At 74.0% G+C, this 20225-nt stretch carries 18 protein-coding genes; 12 read left to right on the top strand and 6 right to left on the bottom strand.

Annotated features, from left to right (window positions below; genetic code table 11):
- The first annotated feature begins 17 nt into the window (after positions 1–17).
- Positions 18–1232 (top strand): YihY/virulence factor BrkB family protein, encoded by a 1215-nt coding sequence (locus ACZ46W_RS04715; protein ID WP_468331256.1) that lies wholly within the window; start codon positions 18–20, stop codon positions 1230–1232.
- Positions 1233–1242: 10 nt separating this feature from the next.
- Entirely contained in the window at positions 1243–1992 is a 750-nt protein-coding gene (locus ACZ46W_RS04710) for a DUF6597 domain-containing transcriptional factor (protein WP_468331253.1), read from the top strand.
- Here the strand turns inward: ACZ46W_RS04710 and ACZ46W_RS04705 are convergent.
- Positions 1920–2330, bottom strand: a complete 411-nt coding sequence (locus ACZ46W_RS04705) for a VOC family protein (RefSeq protein WP_468331250.1) — start codon at positions 2328–2330, stop codon at positions 1920–1922. The genes ACZ46W_RS04710 and ACZ46W_RS04705 overlap by 73 nt on opposite strands.
- Before the next feature lie 109 nt (positions 2331–2439).
- Between ACZ46W_RS04705 and ACZ46W_RS04700 the strand changes: the two genes are divergently transcribed.
- The 5 genes from ACZ46W_RS04700 to ACZ46W_RS04680 all read left to right on the top strand — a co-directional run bounded on the left by ACZ46W_RS04700 (position 2440) and on the right by ACZ46W_RS04680 (position 7697).
- A complete protein-coding gene (locus tag ACZ46W_RS04700) occupies positions 2440–3141 on the top strand; it encodes a response regulator (RefSeq protein WP_468331247.1) in 702 nt (233 codons plus the stop codon).
- Entirely contained in the window at positions 3134–4243 is a 1110-nt protein-coding gene (locus ACZ46W_RS04695) for a sensor histidine kinase (RefSeq protein WP_468331244.1), read from the top strand. Before ACZ46W_RS04700 ends, ACZ46W_RS04695 begins: the two co-directional genes overlap by 8 nt.
- A gap of 107 nt (positions 4244–4350) precedes the next feature.
- Entirely contained in the window at positions 4351–4896 is a 546-nt protein-coding gene (locus ACZ46W_RS04690; RefSeq protein WP_468332448.1) for a DM13 domain-containing protein, read from the top strand.
- Between the two features lie 229 nt (positions 4897–5125).
- Positions 5126–6229 carry a ribosome small subunit-dependent GTPase A gene (gene rsgA / locus ACZ46W_RS04685; protein ID WP_468331241.1) on the top strand — a complete coding sequence of 368 codons (1104 nt, stop codon included), beginning with the start codon at positions 5126–5128 and terminating at the stop codon, positions 6227–6229.
- 79 nt (positions 6230–6308) lie between these two features.
- A complete protein-coding gene (locus ACZ46W_RS04680) occupies positions 6309–7697 on the top strand; it encodes an Ada metal-binding domain-containing protein (protein WP_468331238.1) in 1389 nt (462 codons plus the stop codon).
- Here the strand turns inward: ACZ46W_RS04680 and ACZ46W_RS04675 are convergent.
- Both ACZ46W_RS04675 and ACZ46W_RS04670 read right to left on the bottom strand, forming a co-directional pair.
- Positions 7603–8088 (bottom strand): DUF456 domain-containing protein, encoded by a 486-nt coding sequence (locus tag ACZ46W_RS04675; protein ID WP_468331235.1) that lies wholly within the window; start codon positions 8086–8088, stop codon positions 7603–7605. The genes ACZ46W_RS04680 and ACZ46W_RS04675 overlap by 95 nt on opposite strands.
- 57 nt (positions 8089–8145) lie before the next feature.
- Positions 8146–9129, bottom strand: a complete 984-nt coding sequence (locus tag ACZ46W_RS04670) for a helix-turn-helix domain-containing protein (RefSeq protein ID WP_468331232.1) — start codon at positions 9127–9129, stop codon at positions 8146–8148.
- Between the two features lie 243 nt (positions 9130–9372).
- Between ACZ46W_RS04670 and ACZ46W_RS04665 the strand changes: the two genes are divergently transcribed.
- The gene (locus ACZ46W_RS04665) at positions 9373–10542 is read left to right on the top strand and encodes a protein phosphatase 2C domain-containing protein (RefSeq protein ID WP_468331229.1); all 1170 of its coding nucleotides are present in this window, start codon (positions 9373–9375) and stop codon (positions 10540–10542) included.
- A 27-nt stretch (positions 10543–10569) separates the two neighbouring features.
- Entirely contained in the window at positions 10570–12312 is a 1743-nt protein-coding gene (locus ACZ46W_RS04660) for a pyruvate dehydrogenase (RefSeq protein WP_468331226.1), read from the top strand.
- On the opposite strand, the gene ACZ46W_RS04655 is transcribed toward ACZ46W_RS04660, so the two are convergent.
- Positions 12302–15349 carry an alpha-mannosidase gene (locus tag ACZ46W_RS04655; protein ID WP_468331223.1) on the bottom strand — a complete coding sequence of 1016 codons (3048 nt, stop codon included), beginning with the start codon at positions 15347–15349 and terminating at the stop codon, positions 12302–12304. The genes ACZ46W_RS04660 and ACZ46W_RS04655 overlap by 11 nt on opposite strands.
- Positions 15350–15589: 240 nt before the next feature.
- Here ACZ46W_RS04655 and ACZ46W_RS04650 point away from each other — a divergent pair, with 240 nt between their 5' ends.
- Positions 15590–16000, top strand: coding sequence for an ATP-binding protein (locus ACZ46W_RS04650; RefSeq protein ID WP_468331220.1), 411 nt, complete (start codon positions 15590–15592; stop codon positions 15998–16000).
- A gap of 29 nt (positions 16001–16029) precedes the next feature.
- Here the strand turns inward: ACZ46W_RS04650 and ACZ46W_RS04645 are convergent, their stop codons facing one another.
- Both ACZ46W_RS04645 and ACZ46W_RS04640 read right to left on the bottom strand, forming a co-directional pair.
- Entirely contained in the window at positions 16030–17130 is a 1101-nt protein-coding gene (locus ACZ46W_RS04645; RefSeq protein WP_468331217.1) for a DUF2637 domain-containing protein, read from the bottom strand.
- A 208-nt stretch (positions 17131–17338) separates the two neighbouring features.
- Positions 17339–18190, bottom strand: a complete 852-nt coding sequence (locus ACZ46W_RS04640) for a (2Fe-2S)-binding protein (protein ID WP_468331214.1) — start codon at positions 18188–18190, stop codon at positions 17339–17341.
- A 152-nt stretch (positions 18191–18342) separates the two neighbouring features.
- On the opposite strand from ACZ46W_RS04640, the gene ACZ46W_RS04635 reads away from it, so the two are divergent.
- Entirely contained in the window at positions 18343–19086 is a 744-nt protein-coding gene (locus tag ACZ46W_RS04635) for a GntR family transcriptional regulator (RefSeq protein ID WP_468331211.1), read from the top strand.
- Positions 19083–20195 carry a WD40 repeat domain-containing protein gene (locus ACZ46W_RS04630; protein ID WP_468331208.1) on the top strand — a complete coding sequence of 371 codons (1113 nt, stop codon included), beginning with the start codon at positions 19083–19085 and terminating at the stop codon, positions 20193–20195. The genes ACZ46W_RS04635 and ACZ46W_RS04630 overlap by 4 nt, the downstream gene beginning before the upstream one ends.
- Positions 20196–20225: the final 30 nt, after the last annotated feature.

Genomic DNA, 20225 nt, shown 5'->3' with positions numbered 1-20225 from the left:
GCGGATACGGTAAGGAGGTGCAGGCAGCAAATGAAACACCCCCGGGGCCTCCTCGGTCCCAGGGCAGACTCCACCGGGCCCGGGCCCTCTACCGCAACGTCTCGAAGCGGAGGATGGTCTGGCTGCTCCTGAAGGACACCGTCAATTCGTGCATCGAGTACCGGATCCTCGGTCTCGCCGCCGAGGCGGCGTTCTTCACCCTCCTGTCGCTGCCGCCCCTGATGCTCGGCCTCCTGGGCCTCCTCGGCTACATCGACGAGTGGACCGACACCACCACCGTCGCCTCCATCGAGCGCAACATCCTCGGGGCGGTCGGCACGGTCCTGTCCGACCGGGGCGTCAACGAGATCGCCAAACCGCTGCTGGCCGACGTCACCCACGGCGGCCGCCCGGACATCATCTCGATCGGTTTCGCCATCGCCCTGTGGTCCGGCTCGCGGGCGGTGAACGTCTTCATCGACACCATCACCGTGATGTACGGCCTGGACGGGCACCGCGGCATCGTCGCCACCCGGCTGCTGGCCTTCCTGCTCTACATCGTCGCCCTGCTCATCGGCGCGGTCGTCCTGCCGCTGGCGGTGGTCGGCCCCGACCGGGTGGTGGAACTGGTGCCCTGGGGCACCGAGGTCGTCTCCGTCCTGTACTGGCCGGTCGTCATCCTGCTGTCCATCGCCTTCCTGACGACCCTGTATCACGTGTCCGTCCCGGTGCGCTCCCCCTGGATCGAGGACGTCCCCGGCGCGCTGGTCGCCCTCGCCATGTGGGTGCTCGGCAGTTTCCTGCTGCGCATCTACCTCACCAGCACCGTCGAGGGCCCGACGATCTACGGCTCGCTCGCCGCGCCCATCGCCGTGCTGCTGTGGATCGGCATCTCGGCCTTCGCGGTCCTCGTCGGCGCGGCGGTGAACGCGGCGATCGACCGCGTCTGGCCGTCGGTCGCCACGGCCGCCGCCCGCGCCGAGAACGAACGCGCCCGCACGGCCGAGGCCGCGGCACTGGTCGCCCGGGCCAAGGCGGCGGTCGAGGGCCTGGACGACGAGGACCCGGACATGCCCTCGGAGTTCCCCGAGCGCTGGTCGCGGTTCCTGCCCCCGGACGACGTGAAGTCCCGGCTGCACACCCCGAAGGAGAAGGAACGCGAACGCGACCGGGGCAAAGACAAGGACAGGGACAAGGACAGGGACCAGGACAAGAACAGGGACCGGGGCCGGGACGAGGGCGGATCCGTCTAGCCTTGGACGGGTGTACGAGGAACGGCCCTCGCGGCTCGACGGCGCCGTCGTCTGGACCCGTACGACCGTCACCGGCGGGCCGGCGGCCCCTTTCTCCGTGCTGCCCGACGGCTGCATGGACCTGCTGTGGAGCGAGGGACGGCTTTACGTCGCCGGGCCCGACACCCGGGCGTACGTCCCCGAGAACCCCGGCGCCCCTTACGCAGGCGTGCGCTTCGCCCCCGGGGACGCCCCCACGCTGCTCGGCGTCCCCGCGCACGAGCTGCGCGACCGGCGCGTGGAGCTCGCCGCCCTGTGGCCGGGCGGCCGGGTGCGGCAGTTGGCCGAACAGGTGGGGGAGGCGGACGACCCGGCCGCCGCGCTGGAGGACCTGGCCCTGCGGCGCGCCGCCGACGCCCCGCGCCCCGATCCGCTGCTGCGGGCCGTCGTCGCCGGGCTGGACGCCGGGCTGACCGTCGCCCGGGCGGCCGAGGCCGTCGGGCTGGGCGCCCGGCAGTTGCACCGGCGGTCGCTGGACGCCTTCGGGTACGGGCCCAAGACGCTGGCCCGGGTGCTGCGGCTGCAACGCGCCCTCGCGCTCGTCCGGGCGGGCGCGCCCTACGCGCGGGCGGCGGCCGAGTCCGGCTGCACCGACCAGGCCCACCTCGCGCGGGAGATGCGCGCCCTGGGCGGCACCACGCTGGGCGCCTACGCCCGGTCGGCCGCCCGGTCGGCGAACAGGGACACCCCGCAGCCGTCCGGATCCAGCACCACCGCGTAACGCTGGCCCCACACCGCGTCCCACGGCTTCAGGTGGCCCCGGTGACCGGCCGCGACCAGCGCCTCGTAGGTCGTGTCGACCTCGGCGGGGCTCGCGCAGCGAAACGCCAGGCCGACCCGGTCCCCGCCGCTCGGGCGGGTCCAGTCCGGGTCGAACGACCGGATCACCTCCTCGGTGTCCCACAGCACCCGCACGCCACCGGGCAGGGTGGCCTCCACGTGCGGGGCGGATTCGGCCCCGGCCGGGATGTCCAGGCCGAGACGGCGGTAGAAGGCGAGGGAGGCGGCCATGTCGGAGACGACCAGGCCGATCGCGTCGAGTCGGGGTGCGGTAGTCATACGGCGACGGTAGGCGGCACCGTACAGCCGCGTCTTGTACGAATCGGACGCCGGCGGACGTCACCGGATCGTCATGGTTGTTGTCAGTGCGGTGAGTGACACTGGCGACATGCGGAACATCCTCGTCGTGGACGACGATCCCACGGTCTCGGAGGTCGTCTCGGGCTACCTGGAGCGGGCAGGGTTCGCCGTGGCCCGGGCGGCCGACGGCCCCGAGGCGCTGCGGCTCGCCGGCGCGCACCGGCCCGACCTCGTCGTCCTCGACCTGATGCTGCCCGGCATGGACGGCCTGGAGGTGTGCCGCACGCTGCGCGACCAGGGGCCGGTGCCGGTCATCATGCTCACCGCGCGCGGTGACGAGGAGGACCGCATCCTCGGCCTGGAGGTCGGTGCCGACGACTACGTGACCAAGCCGTTCAGCCCGCGCGAACTGGTGCTGCGCGTCGAGTCCGTGCTGCGCCGCAGCGGCGAGCCCCCGGCCGCCGCGCCCGCGCGGGCCGCGGGCATCACGCTCGACCCGGCCGCCCGCCGGGCCACCAGGGACGGCCGGGAGCTGTCGCTGACGCTGCGCGAGTTCGACCTGCTCAGCCACCTCATGCGCCACCCCGGCCAGGCGCACAGCAGGGAGGCCCTGATGCGCGAGGTGTGGGGCTGGGAGTTCGGCGACCTGTCGACCGTCACCGTCCATGTGCGGCGGCTGCGCGGCAAGGTCGAGGACGACCCGGCGAACCCCCGGCTGATCCGGACGGTGTGGGGCGTGGGGTACCGCTTCGAGGCGGACCCGGACGACGAGGGAGGCCGTGATGCGTGACCTGCTGCTCATCGCGGGGTACGCCCTCGCGGGGGCGTCCGCCGCGGGACTCCTCGGCGCCCTCGTGCTGCGCGCCCTGCGCCACAAGTCGGTCGTGGTCTCGCTGACGGTCGTGGCGGCCGTCACGGTGACCGCGATGCTGGCGGGCACCCTCGCCGTCTGCAAAGCGATGCTCCTCGACCCGCACGACTTCTCCGTCGTCACCACGGTCGTCGCCATGGCCGCGGTGGTCTCGCTCGCCACCGCGCTGGTCCTCGGCCGCTGGGTCGTCGCCCGCAGCCGGGAACTGGCTCTCGCGGCCCGCTCGTTCGGTGAGGGCGGCAGCTTCGCCGCCCCGGACGGCGCCTCCACCGCCGAGTTGGCGGCGCTCAGCCGTGAACTGGCCGCCACCAGCGCCAAACTGGCCGCGTCACGCGAGCGGGAGCAGGCGCTGGAGGCCTCCCGGCGCGACCTCGTCGCATGGATATCGCACGACCTGCGCACGCCGCTGGCCGGAGTGCGCGCCATGTCGGAGGCCCTGGAGGACGGTGTCGCGCCCGACCCGCAGCGCTACTTCCGGCAGATCCGCACCGAGGTGGACCGGCTCAACGCCATGGTCGGCGACCTCTTCGACCTGTCCCGCATCCACGCCGGCACGCTGGCGCTCACCCCGTCCCGGATATCCGTGTACGACCTGGTCGGCGAGGCCATGGCGGGTGCCGACCCGCTCGCCCGGGAGCTGGGCGTGCGGCTGGTCGGCGAGCGGGTCGACGCCGTGCCGGTCGAGGTGGACGGCCGGGAGATGACCCGGGTGCTGGCCAACCTCCTGGTCAACGCCATCCGCCGGACGCCGCCCGATGGCACGGTCGCCGTCGCCGCCGAGCGCCGCGCCGACGAGGTGGTCCTGTCCGTCACGGACGGTTGCGGCGGCATCCCGGAGGACGACCTGCCACGGGTGTTCGACACCGGCTGGCGCGGCACGGCCGCCCGCACCCCGCCCGCGGGCGCCGGGCTGGGCCTGGCCATCGTGCGCGGCATCGTCGAGGCGCACGACGGCCACGCGGGCGTGCACAACGTCCGGGGCGGCTGCCGCTTCGAGGTGACCCTGCCTGCCGCGACGTAAGACTTTCGTCATCGGGTCACGGCCCTCAACAGGGCTTTTCCCGCGTTGAATGGGATGCAGGACATGCGGGAAACGAGGAGGCAGCGGTGACACGCGTACGACGTCTGATGACCAGTCCGGTGGTGATCGGAGCCCTGGTGCTCGTGCTGGCGGCGGTGGGCTTCGGGCTCTACTGGTTCCAGCCGTGGAAGCTGTGGGCGGACCAGACGGTGAGCGAGGCGGTGCCGCCGGCAGCCCCGTCCACCGCGCCCGCCGATCCCTCGGCGGACCCCTCGGCCAAGCCCACCCGGCCGGCCGGGCCGCGGACGCTCGCCACCGGCACCCTGATCAGCCATGAGCACAGCACCACCGGCACCGTACGCGTGGTGACCCTGGCCGACGGGTCCCGGATCCTGCGGATCGAGAACCTCGACACCAGCAACGGCCCGGACCTGAAGGTCTGGGTCACCGATGCCCCCGTGCGCGAGGGCAAGGCCGGCTGGCACGTCTTCGACGACGGCGCCTATCTGAGTCTGGGCGACCTCAAGGGCAACAAGGGCGACCAGAACTACGAGCTGCCCAAGGAGTTCGACCTCAACAAGTACACCAGCGTCAGCATCTGGTGCGACCGCTTCGACGTGTCGTTCGGTGCCGCCACGCTCAAGGCGGTGTAGCCGGAAAAACCCTTGGCGGGTTCGGCGACCGACTGGCTAGAGTGAGGGCGTTCCGCGAGACCGTGGAACCTCGAACCGCGCGCGTATGACCGGGAGGTGTGAACGATGGCTGTCATTGCGATGGGCGCTGCCCACATCCGGACGTTCCGTCATTTCACCTCCGTGGTCACCGGCTGACACGCCGCCCGCAGCGGGCGCCGCCCGGGGCCACCCTTCGAAGGGTCCCCCCTTGTCTCTCGCTTCCGTTCCGTCGCCCTCGCACGCCCTCTCCCCGTACGGCTGGGACGCCCACTGGGAGGCCGAGTTCGCCCCGTACGCCGACCAGGGCCTGGCGCCCGGCCGCGTCGTACGGGTGGACCGCGGCCAGTGCGACGTCGTCACCGCGGACGGCGTCGTCCGCGCGGACACCGCGTTCGTCACCCCGCACGACCCCCTCCGGGTCATCTGCACCGGCGACTGGGCCGCCGTCGAGACCGACGGCAACCCCCGCTACGTGCGCGCGTACCTGCCGCGCCGCACCGCCTTCGTACGCTCCACCTCCTCCCAGCGGTCCGAGGGGCAGATCCTCGCCGCCAACGTCGACCACGCGATCATCGCCGTGCCGCTCTCCGTCGAGCTGGACCTCGGCCGGATCGAACGGTTCCTCGCCCTGGCGTGGGAATCGGGCGCCCAGCCGCACGTCGTCCTCACCAAGGCGGACCTGGTGCCCGACCCGGTCGGTCTGTCGTACCTCGTGCAGGACGTCGAGACGGCCGCGCCCGGTGTGCCGGTGCTGCCCGTGAGCGCGACCGACGGCCAAGGCGTCGACGTGCTCGCCGCCGTCGTCGCGGGCGGCACGAGCGTGCTGCTCGGCACCTCGGGCGCCGGCAAGTCGACCCTCGCCAACGCCCTGCTCGGCGAGGACGTCATGGCCGTCCAGGCCACGCGCGAGGTCGACGGCAAGGGCCGGCACACCACGACCACCCGCAACCTCCTGGCCCTCCCGGGCGGAGGCGTCCTCATCGACACACCCGGGCTGCGGGGCGTCGGCCTGTGGGACGCCCAGACCGGCGTCGGCCAGGTCTTCTCGGAGATCGAGGAACTGGCCGAGGGCTGCCGCTTCCACGACTGCGCACACCTCACGGAACCGGGCTGCGCGGTGCTGGCCGCCATCGAGGACGGCTCGCTGCCCGAACGCCGGCTCGACAGCTACCGCAAGCTGCTGCGCGAGAACCAGCGAATCGTCGCGAAGACCGACGCACGCCTCCGGTCCGAGATCCTCAAGGACTGGAAGCGCAAGGGCGCCGAGGGCCGCGCCGCCATGCAGGCCAAACGCGGCGGCCGCGTGCGCTGACCCGGCGCCGCCCACCGGTCGGGCGCGATGTCCGAAAACCGCCAGTGCGCGGCCGGCGGCGGCACGGAGACTGGGTGTCATGGAGGACGACACCAGGTACGAGGCGGTCAGCAGCCGGGACGCGCGGTTCGACGGCGAGTTCTTCTTCGCCGTCGAGACCACCGGCATCTACTGCCGGCCGAGCTGCCCCGCCGTCACGCCCAAGCGGTGCAACGTGCGGTTCTTCGCCACCGCGGCCGCCGCGCAGCGGCACGGTTTCCGGGCCTGCCGGCGGTGCAGGCCGGACGCCGTGCCGGGGTCGGCCGCGTGGAACGTACGCGCCGATGTCGTCGGGCGCGCCATGCGGATGATCGGCGACGGGGTCGTCGACCGGGAGGGCGTGCCCGGGCTCGCCGACAAGCTCGGGTACAGCGCCCGGCAGGTGCAGCGGCAGCTCAACGCCGAGCTGGGCGCCGGTCCCGTCGCGCTGGCCCGGGCGCAGCGCGCCCACACCGCGCGGGTGCTGTTGCAGACGACCCGGCTGCCCGTGACGGAGATCGCGTTCGCGGCCGGGTTCGCCAGCGTGCGGCAGTTCAACGACACGGTGCGGCAGATCTACGCGCGCACGCCCAGTGCGCTGCGCGCTCAGGCACGGGCGCGTGGCGCCGGTGCGGGGACCGGGGGGATTCCGCTGCGGCTCGCGTACCGGGGCGCGTACGCGGCGCGTGAGGTCTTCGACCTGCTGGAGGGGGAGGCCGTCCGGGGCGTGGAGGAGGTCGTGGGCACGGCGGGCGGCCGGACGTACCGGCGTACGCTGCGGCTGCCGTACGGCTCCGGGATCGTCGCCGTCGACGAGCGGTCGCCCGGCCGGTGGCTGGACGCGCGGATGCACCTGACCGACCTGCGGGACCTCACCACCGCCGTACAGCGGCTGCGGCGCCTGTTCGACCTGGACGCCGACCCGTACGCGGTGGCCGAGCGGCTCGGCGTCGATCCCGCGCTCGCGCCGCGGTCGCCCGGCGCCGCCGAGCCGGAGGAGTTCGCCGTACGCGCCCTGGTCGGCCGGGCCGAGGCGGCGCGGCTCGTCGAGGTGTACGGCACGGGACTGGACGTGCCGTGCGGCGGGCTCACGCACCTCTTCCCCGAGCCGGGCACCCTCACCCGCCACCCGGTGGCCGGGCCGCTCGCCGCCGCCCTGGCGGCCGGGGAACTGCGGCTCGACGCGGGCGCCGACCGCGACGAGGCCGAGCGGGCGCTGCGCGCGGTCCCTGGGGTGAGCGCCGAGGCCGCCGCCCTGATCCGGATGCGGGCGCTCGGCGACCCCGACGTGGCGCCGCACGCGGACGCGGACCGGGAGGAATGGCGCCCCTGGCGCTCGTACGCCACGCGCCTGCTCAGCTCTCGGCCAGCACCGCGCCCATCCACGCACCGACGATCATCAGGCACGCGAACAGCTCCACCAGCACACTCGTCCCGATCGCCCGCATGACCGTCCGGGTGGACGTCATGGCCGGGCGGTGCCCGCCCAGCCGGAGCCGTTCGCACAGGTAGATCCCGCCGATGTAACCGGGTACGGCCCCGACGACCGGCAGCAGGATGAACCCCAGCAGGGCGCCGATACCCGCGTACGCCACCATCCGCCGGGTCACGCCGACACCGCGCAGCCGGCGCGCCGGGAGCTGCCAGACGACGACCTGCGTCAGCAGCAGCAGCGCGGTGGCGCCGACGAGCAGCCACCAGGCCTGCCCGGTCTGGGCCTGGAGCGACCACCACATCACCGCCGCCCACACCAGCCACACCCCCGGCACGCCCGGCACGAGCACGCCGAACAGACCGAGCAGCATCACCAGCCCCGCCAGGAGGAGCTGCCACGCACCCATGGGGCCAGCCTGCCGGACCGTCCCCGCTCCCGCAGGTCAGACGCGGGCCGGCGGCCGTCAGTCGCGGGTCACCCAGCCGCGTTCGTGGGCGTGCCAGCCCAGTTGGAGGCGGGTCGCGACGCCCGCCAGTTCCATCAGGCCCTTGACCCGGCGCTGGACCGTTCGGAGGCCCAGGTCCAACTGCTTGGCGATGCTCGCGTCCGTCAGCCCCGCCAGCAGCAGCGACAGGATCTCCAGGTCCGTCGCGTCCGGGCCCGGCGCCCCCTCCTCCACGACCGCCCCGTCCGCCCCCAGGCGCAGCGGCAGCGCCTCCCGCCACACGGCCTCGAACAGGCCCGCCAGCGACTCCAGCAGCCCGCTCGGGTGCACCACCAGCACCGCCGGTTCCGCGTCCCGGTCCCGCTCCCGGTCCCTGCCGGTCAGTGCCACCATCGCCAGCGTCCGGTCGGCGACGACCAGCCCGGCCGGCACCCGTTCGGCCACCCGCAGCCGCGCGCCGTTCCCCAGCGCCGCCGACAGCTCCGCGATACCGCCCGGCACCGACAGCGCCTCCCGCTCCACGACCACCCGGTACGGCACCCCCGCCCCCGGCTCGGCCAACGGCGCGCCGCAGCCCGGCGCGCCCGTGACCAGCGCGCACACCTCCCCGGTCGCGCCCAGCCGGAGCTGGCGCGAGCGGTGCGCCACCGCACTCGCGCCGTGCACCACCTCCACCAGGTCGTGCACGGCCGGCTCCGCCGCCTCCGCCCGGTACTCCTCCGCGAGCGTCGCCGCCGCCCGCTCCGCCCGCTCCAGCTCGTCCCGCTGCCGCGTCAGCAGCGCGCCCAGCGCCACCGCCGGGGGCGCCGCCACCCACCGACCGGGGCGCGCCGAGGACCGGGCGGCCAGCCCGTGCGACTCCAACCGCCGCAGTGCCCGTTCCGTCTCCGGCTCCGGCAGCGCCAGCCGGTGCGCGAGGTCCGCGACCTCCGCCGCGCCCAGCGCCACGAGCGCCCGGTACGCCGCCTCCTGCCGCTCGTCCAGTCCTATCGCCGCCAGCACCCCTGCAAACCCCCTTGTCGACCCCGCGCCCATCATCCACGACCGGTCCGGCCTGACCACTCCGTGGACAAGTGGTTCACGATTCGACGAAAACGCATACGCTCCGACCGGTTCCGCCGGCCGTCCTTCCCGTGGGGGGTGGGGTCGCCCGGCGGACCACCTTTACCGGAAGGACCCTCTCCGGAAGGCCGTTTTCGCCGGAAGGCCGTTTTCGTGCGTCCCGCGCGGTCGACAATTAAGGGCATGAACCCACAGGGGGAGACGCCCACCGCCGGCGAGGACGACTGGTGGGACAAGCTGTACGACCACGGCGCACCGGACACGGCGTCCGGCACCGTCGCCGCCGGCCCGCCGGGCCGCACCCGAGCCCCCTGGGAGCCCAGGGACCCGGCGGACGCTCCCCGCGGAGCCCCGCGCACGTTCCGCCTGCCGCGCCCGCGCGTGGAGCACGTCGGGGACGGGCCGCCCACCTACGAGCCCGAGCCGGTCGCCCTTCCGGAGGCACGGGCGCACGAGCTGGACGAGCTCGTCGCCGACACCGTGCTGGACGGCGCCCGGTACGGGACGTACACGCTGCGGGCCGCGTCCGTGCGGGGGGACTCCGCGCGGTTCCGGGGCGAACCCCGCCGCGACGCGCTGCTCACCGCCCGCTTCGGCTCCGGCGAGGGCGCGCTCGTGCTGGTTGCCGTCGCCACCGGGGCGCGCGGCACCGAGGGCGCGCACCTCGCCGCCGCCGACGCGTGCCGCTGGATCGGCGAGGCCGTCGGCCGCAGCCACCCCCGGCTCGCCGGGGACATCCGCGCCGGCCGCCGCGGTGACCTCAAGTCCGGACTGCACCGGCTGACCGACCGCTCCTACGGCAAGCTCCGCGCCCGCGCCGCCGATCTGGGCGTGGCGCCCGAGGAGTACACCGCCGGGCTGCGCTGCCTCCTGCTGACCGCCGACCCGGGCTGCCGCACCCGGGTGTTCTTCGGCGTCGGGGACGGCGGGCTGTTCCGTCTCCGGGAGGGGGTCTGGCAGGACATAGAACCGTCCGTCCCGGAGCCGTCCGCCCTCACCGGCGACCCGGTGCTCGGCTATGGCTCCCCGCCCGCCGAGACCCGGGACGGCGACCGGCTGACCATGGACCTCGGCATCACGACGCCCCCGGCCCCGTACATCGAGGGCCCGCTCCCGCCGCCCGCCGAACCGTTCCGCTTCCGCGCCTCCGTCGCCCGGCCCGGTGACACGCTGCTGCTCGCCGGCCGCGGCCTCGCCGAGCCGCTGCGCGACGAGCCGGCCCTCGCCAAGGAGCTGGCCGAGCGGTGGGGGACGGGTGAACCGCCCGGCCTGGCCCAGTTCCTGGCGGACACGCAGTTGCGGGTGAAGGGATACGCCGATGACCGTACGAGTGTGGCGATCTGGGAGGCGTAACCGCGTGGGCCGTGCATGGATGGACCCATGGCCAAACAGAATGTGGCAGAACAGTTCGTCGACATCCTCGTCCGCGCCGGTGTGCGGCGGCTTTACGGGGTCGTCGGGGACAGCCTGAACCCCGTCGTCGACGCCATCCGCCGTACTCCCGGGATCGAGTGGATCCAGGTCCGGCACGAGGAGACCGCCGCGTTCGCGGCCGGTGCCGAGGCCCAGATCACCGGCACGCTCGCGGCCTGCGCCGGCTCCTGCGGCCCCGGCAACCTCCACCTCATCAACGGCCTCTACGACGCCCACCGCTCGATGGCCCCCGTCCTCGCCCTCGCCTCCCACATCCCGTCGAGCGAGATCGGGCTCGGTTACTTCCAGGAGACCCACCCCGACCGGCTGTTCCAGGAGTGCAGCCACTACAGCGAACTCATCTCCAGCCCCAAGCAGATGCCCCGGCTGCTCCAGACGGCCATTCAGCACGCCGTCGGCCGCAGCGGCGTCAGCGTGGTGTCCCTGCCCGGCGACATCGCCGCCGAGCAGGCCCCGGAGAAGGCCGTCGAGCACGCCCTCGTCACCTCGCGCCCCACCGTCCGCCCCGGTGACGCCGAGATCGACGCGCTGGTCCGGCTCATCGACGACGCCGACAAGGTCACGCTGTTCTGCGGCAGCGGCACCAAGGGCGCCCACCCGGAGGTCATGCAGTTCGCCGAGCGGATCAAGTCACCGGTCGGACACGCCCTGCGCGGCAAGGAATGGATCCAGTACGACAATCCTTTCGATGTCGGGATGAGCGGGCTCCTCGGGTACGGCGCCGCCTACGAGGCCACCCACGAGTGCGACCTGCTGATCCTGCTGGGCACCGACTTCCCGTACAACGCCTTCCTGCCCGACGACGTGAAGATCGTCCAGGTGGACGTCCGGCCCGAGCACCTCGGCCGCCGCTCCAAGCTCGACCTGGCCGTCTGGGGCGACGTGCGCGAGACGCTGCGCTGCCTCACCCCGCGCGTGCGCGCCAAGACGGACCGCAAGTTCCTCGACAAGATGCTGAAGAAGCACGCCGACGCCCTGGAAGGGGTCGTCAAGGCGTACACGCGCAAGGTCGAGAAGCACATCCCGATCCACCCCGAGTACGTGGCGTCGGTCCTCGACGAGATCGCCGACGACGACGCCGTCTTCACCGTCGACACGGGCATGTGCAACGTCTGGGCGGCCCGCTACCTCACCCCCAACGGACGGCGCCGGATCATCGGTTCGTTCAGCCACGGCTCGATGGCCAACGCCCTCCCGCAGGCCATCGGCGCGCAGTTCACCGACCGTAAGCGGCAGGTCGTGTCGATGTCGGGCGACGGCGGGTTCTCCATGCTGATGGGGGACTTCCTGAGCCTCGTCCAGCACGACCTGCCGGTGAAGGTGGTGCTGTTCAACAACTCCTCGCTCGGCATGGTCGAGCTGGAGATGCTGGTGGCGGGCCTGCCGTCGTACGGCACCGCCAACCACAACCCCGACTTCGCGGCCATCGCCCGCGCCGCCGGAGCGTACGGGGTGCGGGTGGAGAAGCCCAAGGAGCTCGCGGGCGCGCTCAAGGACGCCTTCAAGCACAAGGGCCCGGCGCTCGTCGACGTCGTCACCGACCCCAACGCGCTGTCCATCCCGCCGAAGATCAGCGCCGAGATGGTGACCGGCTTCGCCCTGTCCGCCAGCAAGATCGTGCTGGACGGGGGAGTGGGCCGGATGCTCCAGATGGCCCGCTCCAACCTCCGCAACGTCCCTAGGCCCTGACCAGCCGCAGCGTCACGATCCGGAACGGCCGCAGCTCCAGTACGAGGCCCTCCGGGGCCTCGTGCAGCGGCCGTTCCAGCAGGTCGGTGACGAACGCGCGGGCGACCGGGAACGCCGTCGCGAGCGTCGCCCGCGTGCGCGTCCCGCACGACTCGTAGAGCCGTACGATCACGTCCCCGCTGCGGTCGTCGGCGAGTTTGACCGACTCGACGGTGACGGCCGGGTTCCCCGTGTCGACCAGGGGCACCGGCTCCGGCGCGGCGGCCGCGATCCGCAGCGGCAGGTTCAGCGCCAGGCCCTCACGCACGGCGTCGGCGGTGGAGCAGCCCGGCAGCAGCGCGTACCGGAAACGGTGGTGCCCGAGGTCGGTCTCGGGGTCCGGGCAGTGCGGGGCGCGCAGCAGCGTCAGCCGCACGGTGGTGCCGAGGCCCTCGTCGTGCGGCGTCCGGGTGACGTCGTGCCCGTACGTCGAGTCGTTCAGGACGGCCACCCCGTACCCCGGCTCGTCCACCCGCAACCAGCGGTGCGCGCAGATCTCGAACCGGGCGGCGTCCCAGCCCGTGTTGGTGTGCGTCGGCCGGTGGACGTGCCCGAACTGGATCTCGGCCGCCGACCGTTCCGCCTGGACGTCCAGCGGGAAGGCCGCCTTCAGCACCTTCTCCGACTCCTGCCAGTCGACATCGGTGACGACGTCCACGCGCCCGCTTCCGGCGTCCAGCCGGACCTCCTGCCGGATGCGGGACCCCTCCCCGAAGACCCGTACGACACGGACGGCCGCCCGGAGCGGCCCCTCCTCCACCAGGTCCACCGACTCGGCGGCCGTCAGGTCCGTGTGGGTACGCCGGTAGTGCCGGTCGATGTCCCAGGCGTCCCACTGGTTGGGGTGGTCCGGGTGCAGTTGCAGCAGGTTCCCCCGGGCACCCGGCGCCAGCACCTCCCGCCCCGCCCCCACGTCGTACACCGAGCTCAGCGTCCCGTCCGCCGCGTCGACCACGACCCGCAAGCGCCCGTTGCCGAGGACGAAGCCGCCGTCCTCGCGGCGGGCGGTCACCGGCGGCACATCGGCGGACGGACCGAGCCGCACGCCACCCAGCGGCGGCACCCGGACCGCCGCCAGGCGCCGCCTGCCGGTCTCCACCACCTCCTCGCGCGCGTAGGGCGAGGCGTTGAGCACCGCCGTCTGCGAGCCGCCCAGCGCCGCCACCGCGCCCGCGATCAGCTCCTCCAGTTCCTCCCGCACGCGCGCGTAGGTGGCCCGCGCCTCGCGGTGCACCCACGCGATCGACGACCCCGGCAGGATGTCGTGGAACTGGTGCAGCAGCACCGTCTTCCAGATCCGGTCCAGCTCCTCGTACGGATAGCGGTACGCGGGCGACCGCACCGCCGCCGCCGTCGCCCACAACTCCGCCTCCCGCAGCAGGTGCTCACTGCGCCGGTTGCCCTGCTTGGTCTTCGCCTGCGTGGTGTACGTGGCCCGGTGCAACTCCAGGTACAGCTCGCCCGACCACACCGGGGCCTGCTCCCCGTACTCGGCCTCCGCCGCCGCGAAGAACGCCGCCGGCCGCTCGACCGTCACCCGGGGCGAGCCCTCCAGGTCCCGCACCCGGCGCGCCTTCTCCAGCATCTCCCGGGTGGGCCCGCCCCCGCCGTCACCCCACCCGAACGGGACGAGCGAGCGGGTGGCGCGCCCCTTGTCGGCGAAGTTCCGCTCCGCCCGGGCCAGTTCCCGCCCGTGGAGCTGCGCGTTGTAGGTGTCGACCGGCGGGAAGTGCGTGAAGACGCGGGTGCCGTCGATGCCCTCCCACCAGAACGTGTGGTGCGGCATCCGGTTGGACTGGTTCCACGACAGCTTCTGCGTCAGGAACCACCGCGCCCCCGCGAGCCTCGCGAGCTGCGGGAACGCCGCCGTGTAGCCGAAGGAGTCCGGCAGCCAGACCTCCTCCGTCTCCACGCCCAGCTCGTCGAGGAAGAAGCGCTTGCCGTGCGTGATCTGCCGCGCCAGTGCCTCACCGCCCGGCATGTTGGCGTCCGACTCCACCCACATCGACCCCACCGGCGCCCAGGTGCCCCTGCGGACCGCCTGCTTGATGCGCTCCCAGACGTGCGGCTGGTGGTCGCGCACCCACGCGTACTGCTGCGCCTGCGAGCAGGCGAACACCAGTTCCGGGTACTCCTCCGCGAGCGCCGTGACATTGGCGAACGTCCGCGACGCCTTGCGCACCGTCTCGCGCAGCGGCCACAGCCACGCCGAGTCGATGTGCGCGTGCCCGGCCGCCGAGATCCGGTGCGCGCTCGCCGCCGCGGGGCGCGCCAGCGCGTCCGCGAGCCGGGCGCGGGCGGCGGCCGCCGTCCCCGACACGTCGTGCAGGTCCAGGGTGTCGAGCATGTCCTCCAGGGCGCGGAGGATCTCGTGCCGCCGCGACCGGTCCGTGGGCAGCTCGTGCATGAGCTCGGTGAGGACCTCCAGGTCCAGGACCAGGTGCCATACCTCCTCGTCCAGGACGGCCAGTTCGGCGGAGGCGAACCGGTACAGGGGCCGGTCCCCGGCGGTCAGCACGTCCCCGAGGCGCGTCGGCAGGAAGTCCCGCAGGACGGCGGGGTTCGCCGCCGCCTCCAGCAGCAGGTGCACCCGCTCGCCCCCGCGCGCCGGCGCGGCCACCGGGACGTGACGGTTGCGCGGGTGGACGCCCTTGAGGGGGACGCCCCCGGCGTCGTACACCATGCCCTCCGCCTGGAAGCCCGGCCCGTCGCCGGTGAACCCCGGGTCGATCACCGCCTCCACCCGGCGCCCCGCCCAGCCCTCCGGCACGGTGCCGCGCAGCCGGAACCAGCTCGTGGACCAGGGCGCGCCCCACGCGGTGCCGGGCGCGAACGGCTCGTAGGCGGCCTCCAGCGCCTCGGAGACGGGTCGAGGCTCTCCGGGGGCGTGCCAGGCGGTCAGCGTGAGGGGGACCCGGGCCGCGTACTGCGCGGGGCGCACGTACTGGCGCACGGCCCGTTCGAGGCGCCCTTCCACCAGGTGGCGGTCGTCATGCATCGCGGCTCCTCCTCCGCTCGGCCGCCGCACGGTCTGCGCTCCGCGCGGCCTGACGGAGACTTACCCCGATGCGCCCCCCGGGCGCCCCCCGGACCGGCGAATCCCAGGCGTGACGGCTCGTAGGCGGGGGCATGCATCCCGTGAACCTGTTCGAGGGGAAGGGCCGACGACGTGCGGGTGGGGGACATGATGGGACGTCAGAGAGGGGCTGGACCCGTAGCGGACGGGCGGGTTCCCGCGATGGAGCGGCACGGTCAGCCGGTGCAGTGGCGGCGGCACGTGGGCGCCGGGGACCTCGCGGCGGTGCCCGAGGTGAGGCGCGCCCTCCGGGACCTGCTGCGGCACCGGGACGTACTGGGCGGAGCGGGCGGGGCGGACGTCGCGGAGCTGCTCACCAGCGAGCTGCTGACCAACGCGCTGATACACACCGAGCACGGCGCGGTCGTCACGGTCACGAGGACCCCGGCGGCGTTACGGGTGGAGGTACGGGACTTCACCACCGCGCTGCCCTCCCCGTACGCCCCGTCCGTCGACGACGGTACGCACGGCAGGGGCCTGGTCCTGGTGCAGGCGCTCGCCGACGCGTGGGGGGTGCTCACTCACGGCGTGGGGAAGGTCGTCTGGTTCGAACTGTCCGGAGGGCCCGCCTGAGCGGCGGGCCCGGCCGTAGGTGAGCACGGTCAGCCGAACTGCTGCTCCAGGTCCTTGAGCTTCTGCTCCAGCGAGTCGAGACGGGGCAGCGTCTGGGTGTCGTCCTCGGCGGTGAGGTCGACGGTACGGGGCGGATCAGTCCCCTTCACGGCCTGGAGGGAGGGCCGGTGCCGAGACGGCAGGCGTCCCCGCTCGGATATGACGGGCTCCGCGACGGACGCCCCCACGGCGGCCGGGGCCGAGCTGCCCATGGAACCACCGGAGTTCATGGGCTGGACGTCGACCGGCGCGGTGTTCATGGGCTGGACGTCGACCTGGCGGCCGCCGCGCCCGAGCCCCCAGGCCCGGTGCTGACGGTTGAACGCCTTCAGGCGGGCCCGTTCCATCTTCTGGTGCTCGCGGCGGCTGCGCCGGGCCTGCTCCTTCTGCCGCCGGTCCTCGCGGACCTCGTCGACGGCCTCGTCCAGGGTGCGGACGCCTTCCAGGAGCATCAGCGACCAGGCGCCGAACGTCTCTCGGGGCGCCCTCAGCCACCGTACGATCCGGATCTGCGGCAGCGGCCGGGGCACCAGGCCCTGCTCGCGCAGCGCGGAGCGGCGGGTCTGCTTCAGCGCCCGGTCGAACAGCACGGCGGCCGACAGTGACATGCCCGCGAAGAAGTGCGGGGCGCCGGCGTGGCCCGCGCCGCGCGGCGCGTGGACCCAGTTGAACCAGGCGGCCGCGCCCGCGAAGGTCCACACCAGCAGGCGGGAGCCGAGCGCCGCGTCACCGTGGCTGGCCTCGCGCACCGCGAGGACCGAGCAGAACATGGCGGCGCCGTCGAGGCCGAAGGGGACCAGGTACTCCCAGCCGCCGGACAGGCTCAGGTTCTGCCGGCCGAAGCCGACCAGGCCGTGGAAGGAGAGCGCGGCGGCGACCGCCGCGCAGCAGAAGAGCAGCAGGTAGGAGGCCGTGCCGTAGACCGCTTCCTTGCGGCGGCGGCGCTCCTCGCTGCGTTCCCAGGAGTCGTCGGCCGCGGCCTTCTCGCCGGCGCGCTTGCCGCGCGTGAGCACCGCAACCGCCACCAGGACTCCCACCAGCATCACGCCACCCGGAAGCAGCCAGTCCAGCGATATGTCGGTCAGTCTCATGCGGTGTCCCTTGCATCGCTCGCGGTAGGGCGTTTCGGCGCCATATTGGCCGAAGCCCGCGGAGCCTCACGGGTTTTCCTGGCAAGAGAACGCCATTGGGGCCGATGAGCATACGAATAGGTGCGATCTGCTCGAACGGCCTTATGTGGGAAGGGAGTTGCGTTCGATTCGCGTCACCCGGGAGGGTGGCGTGGAGGTCGGGAGGAGGTCACGCGGATGCGCTCAACCTGCGTACGCGGTCGGCGTCGCAGGTGCGCGGACAGGTGACGCAGGTGTCCTCGGGGCGCAGCGTGTAGAAGAGGCAGCAGCTCGCCCGGTCACGGGTCGGCAGCGGCGTACCGTCCGGGCCGGTCAGCTCCCGGAAGCCGGCCGTGCCGACGTACGGCTTGGCCGCGCCCGACCCCGGCAGCAGCAGCGCCAGCTCCGCCATGGCCCTGGGCTCCTCGCCCAGCAGGTGCCCGACGTACCACAGGCCCTCGACGATCTCGTCCGTCGCCATGCCCCACAGGGCCCGCTTGCCGCGCCGCATCCGGGGCCCGAAGCCCTCCAGCACCGGCCCCAGGTGCTCGGCGACGGCCGCCCGCACCTCGCCGCGCAGCGCCTCCTCGTCCGGTACGACCCGGGCGCCGGGCAGCGCGGCGGCCCGGTCACCGGGCAGGCAGGCGAACTCGCGCACCCGTACCGTCATCCGGCCGAGCGCCCGCTGGAACGCCACGTCCGCCACCGGCAGGCGCGGCACCCGGCGGTGCAGGAACCACGGCACGGTGATCAGCAGGCAGGCGGGCCAGGCGTACCGGTGCAGACCGAAGCTGGCGACGACATCGGGGCGGGCCTGCTGCCCGTAGTCGCGCAGCACCTGCGCGTTGTCCCAGGCCAGGAACGCGTCCAGGGCGGCACCGCCGGCGGCCAGCTCGTCCGCGCCCACCCAGCCGGCGCCCCGGGGGGCCGGCTCGCCCTCCGTGAGCTCCCGCACCCGCAGCCCTGGGAAGACCTCGGTCAGCCGGGTGTACGCGTCCGCGACGGGCGAGCTCAGGGCGGGGAGCAGAGCGGGAGTGGACATGCGGGGGACCACCGAATCGCGATCGTTAGCAGGTAAGCCTTACCTTACCCGATCTGATCGATGTGTGAACTCCAACCCGGTGCGCCTATCGTGCACAGGGGCCTCCTCCACCGCGAGCCGGGGCCTCGGTACGAACGGGCAGGAGGACCCGAGTGGAGCAGGGCAGAACGCGCGACACCGCGCCGCCGCACCCGGCGCCGGAGCCGCACGCCGGCGTGCGCGTACCCGAGCAGACCCGTGGCGAACACACCCACAGCGAGCCCCCCGCCCCCCGCCTCGTCCAGCGCCACTCCGTACGCGGCCAGATCCTCGACGCCCTGCGCACCGCCCTGGTCAGCGGCGAGCTGGCCCCCGGCGAGGTCTACTCCGCCCCCGCCCTCGGCGCCCGCTTCGGCGTCTCCGCCACCCCCGTGCGCGAGGCCATGCAGCAACTCGCGATCGAGGGCGCCGTCGAGGTCGTACCGAACCGGGGCTTCCGCGTCGCCGAACGCACCCCGCGCGAGCTGGCCGAGCTCGCCGAGGTCCGCGCCCTGATCGAGGTGCCCGTCATGCTGCGGCTGGCCCGCACCGTCCCGGCCGACCGCTGGAGCGAGCTGCGCCCCCTCGCCGAGGCCACCTCCGCGGCCGCCGCCCGCGGCGACCGGGCGCACTACGCCGAGTCCGACCGCGCCTTCCACCGCGCCGTCCTCGCCCTGGCCGGCAACGAACAGCTCGTCGCCATCGCCGAGGACCTGCACCGCCGCTCCCAGTGGCCCCTCGTGGCGGGCCCCGCGACCCGGCGGGCCGACCTGGTCGCCGACGCGGCCGAGCACTCGGCCCTGCTGGACGCGCTGATCGCCCAGGACCTGCCGGTCGTCCAGGCACTCGTACGCGAGCACTTCACGGGCGGCAGATGAGCATGCGCGCCGCCGTGTGGCAGGTGGCGAACCGGCTCGGCGTCGTGGCGTCCACGCCCGGCGAGCTGCTCTCGGCGCTGCTGGCCGGTCCGCGCCGGACCGTACGCGTCCCGCTGCCGCCCGACCACGACCTCGTGCGGAGCCTCGGGCCCCTCATCGACGTCGTCGCCGACGGGGCTCCGGAGCCCCCGCTCCAGGCCCCCGTCGACCTGGACGACCCGGCCGCCGTCTGCGCGTCCGACCCCCTCCGCGTCACCGAGGCGTACGAGGCCGACCCCGACCCCCGCGGCGGCCTGCGCCCCGCCTGGCTGCGCGCCGGCCAGTCCCTGCTCCGCGACCAGACCCCCGCCGACCGCGCCCTCGTGCTGCTCGCCGCCCTCGACGACACGGCGGACCCCCGACTGGGCCCGGCGCTCACCGCCCAGGCCGCCGGGGCGCCGTGGCGCCTCTCGTGGACCTCCCGCCGGACGTGCACCGCCCTGACGACCACGCCCGACGGGCGGCTGGTCGTGCGCGAGGACCGCGTCCGGGCGGTCACCTGCCTCCCCGACGGCACACAGCCGGCCCTCGACGAACGGGGCCACCTGCACACCGGGCGCGGCGGCCCGCCCACCCGGCTGACGGCCGCGGTGGCCGCAACCCTCGCGAGCCACCCCGCCACCGCCCTCGCCGCCGCCGGCGACACGGTCCTGACCGGCGACCGGATGGGCACCGTCCACGCCTTCAGCCTGACCGGAGTGGACCAGGCCGCGCTGCACACCGGCCGCGTCACCGCGCTGACGGCCACCCCGTCGACGACCTACAGCGGCGGAACGGACGGCACGGTACGCGCCTGGCGCCCCGGCCACGCCCCCGACCGCGCGACCACGGTGACCACCCGCCCGTACCCGGTCGTCGCCCTGCACGCCACCGGTCACCTCCTGGCGGTCGCCTGGGCGGACGGCCTGGCCGAGCTCCACGACCTCGGCACGCGCCGGTCCGTCCCCTTCCGCCCCGGCCCCCGCGTCCGCGCGGTCGCCGTCACGGCAGACGGGTCCCTGGTCGTCGGGCTGGACGACGCGGTGGTGTGCCTGTCGTGCGATTGGGCGCGCGTCGGTCGCGCTGCCTGAGCCGGCCGGACACGCCCCGTGCGGCCCGGT

This window comes from Streptomyces sp. NPDC031064 (assembly GCF_055570965.1).
This window is presented reverse-complemented; position numbering and strand designations above follow the sequence as displayed.

Excerpts from the sequence above, each read along its gene's own strand:
- ACZ46W_RS04705 (WP_468331250.1), bottom strand. The coding sequence starts at position 2,330 with ATGACTACCGCACCCCGACTCGACGCGATCGGCCTGGTCGTCTCCGAC.
- ACZ46W_RS04680 (WP_468331238.1), top strand. The coding sequence starts at position 6,309 with ATGGAGGACGACACCAGGTACGAGGCGGTCAGCAGCCGGGACGCGCGG.
- ACZ46W_RS04655 (WP_468331223.1), bottom strand. The coding sequence starts at position 15,349 with ATGCATGACGACCGCCACCTGGTGGAAGGGCGCCTCGAACGGGCCGTG.
- ACZ46W_RS04650 (WP_468331220.1), top strand. The coding sequence starts at position 15,590 with ATGGAGCGGCACGGTCAGCCGGTGCAGTGGCGGCGGCACGTGGGCGCC.
- ACZ46W_RS04660 (WP_468331226.1), top strand. The coding sequence starts at position 10,570 with ATGGCCAAACAGAATGTGGCAGAACAGTTCGTCGACATCCTCGTCCGC.
- ACZ46W_RS04665 (WP_468331229.1), top strand. The coding sequence starts at position 9,373 with ATGAACCCACAGGGGGAGACGCCCACCGCCGGCGAGGACGACTGGTGG.
- ACZ46W_RS04675 (WP_468331235.1), bottom strand. The coding sequence starts at position 8,088 with ATGGGTGCGTGGCAGCTCCTCCTGGCGGGGCTGGTGATGCTGCTCGGT.
- ACZ46W_RS04630 (WP_468331208.1), top strand. The coding sequence starts at position 19,083 with ATGAGCATGCGCGCCGCCGTGTGGCAGGTGGCGAACCGGCTCGGCGTC.
- ACZ46W_RS04690 (WP_468332448.1), top strand. The coding sequence starts at position 4,351 with ATGACCAGTCCGGTGGTGATCGGAGCCCTGGTGCTCGTGCTGGCGGCG.
- ACZ46W_RS04645 (WP_468331217.1), bottom strand. The coding sequence starts at position 17,130 with ATGAGACTGACCGACATATCGCTGGACTGGCTGCTTCCGGGTGGCGTG.
- ACZ46W_RS04640 (WP_468331214.1), bottom strand. The coding sequence starts at position 18,190 with ATGTCCACTCCCGCTCTGCTCCCCGCCCTGAGCTCGCCCGTCGCGGAC.
- ACZ46W_RS04700 (WP_468331247.1), top strand. The coding sequence starts at position 2,440 with ATGCGGAACATCCTCGTCGTGGACGACGATCCCACGGTCTCGGAGGTC.
- ACZ46W_RS04695 (WP_468331244.1), top strand. The coding sequence starts at position 3,134 with ATGCGTGACCTGCTGCTCATCGCGGGGTACGCCCTCGCGGGGGCGTCC.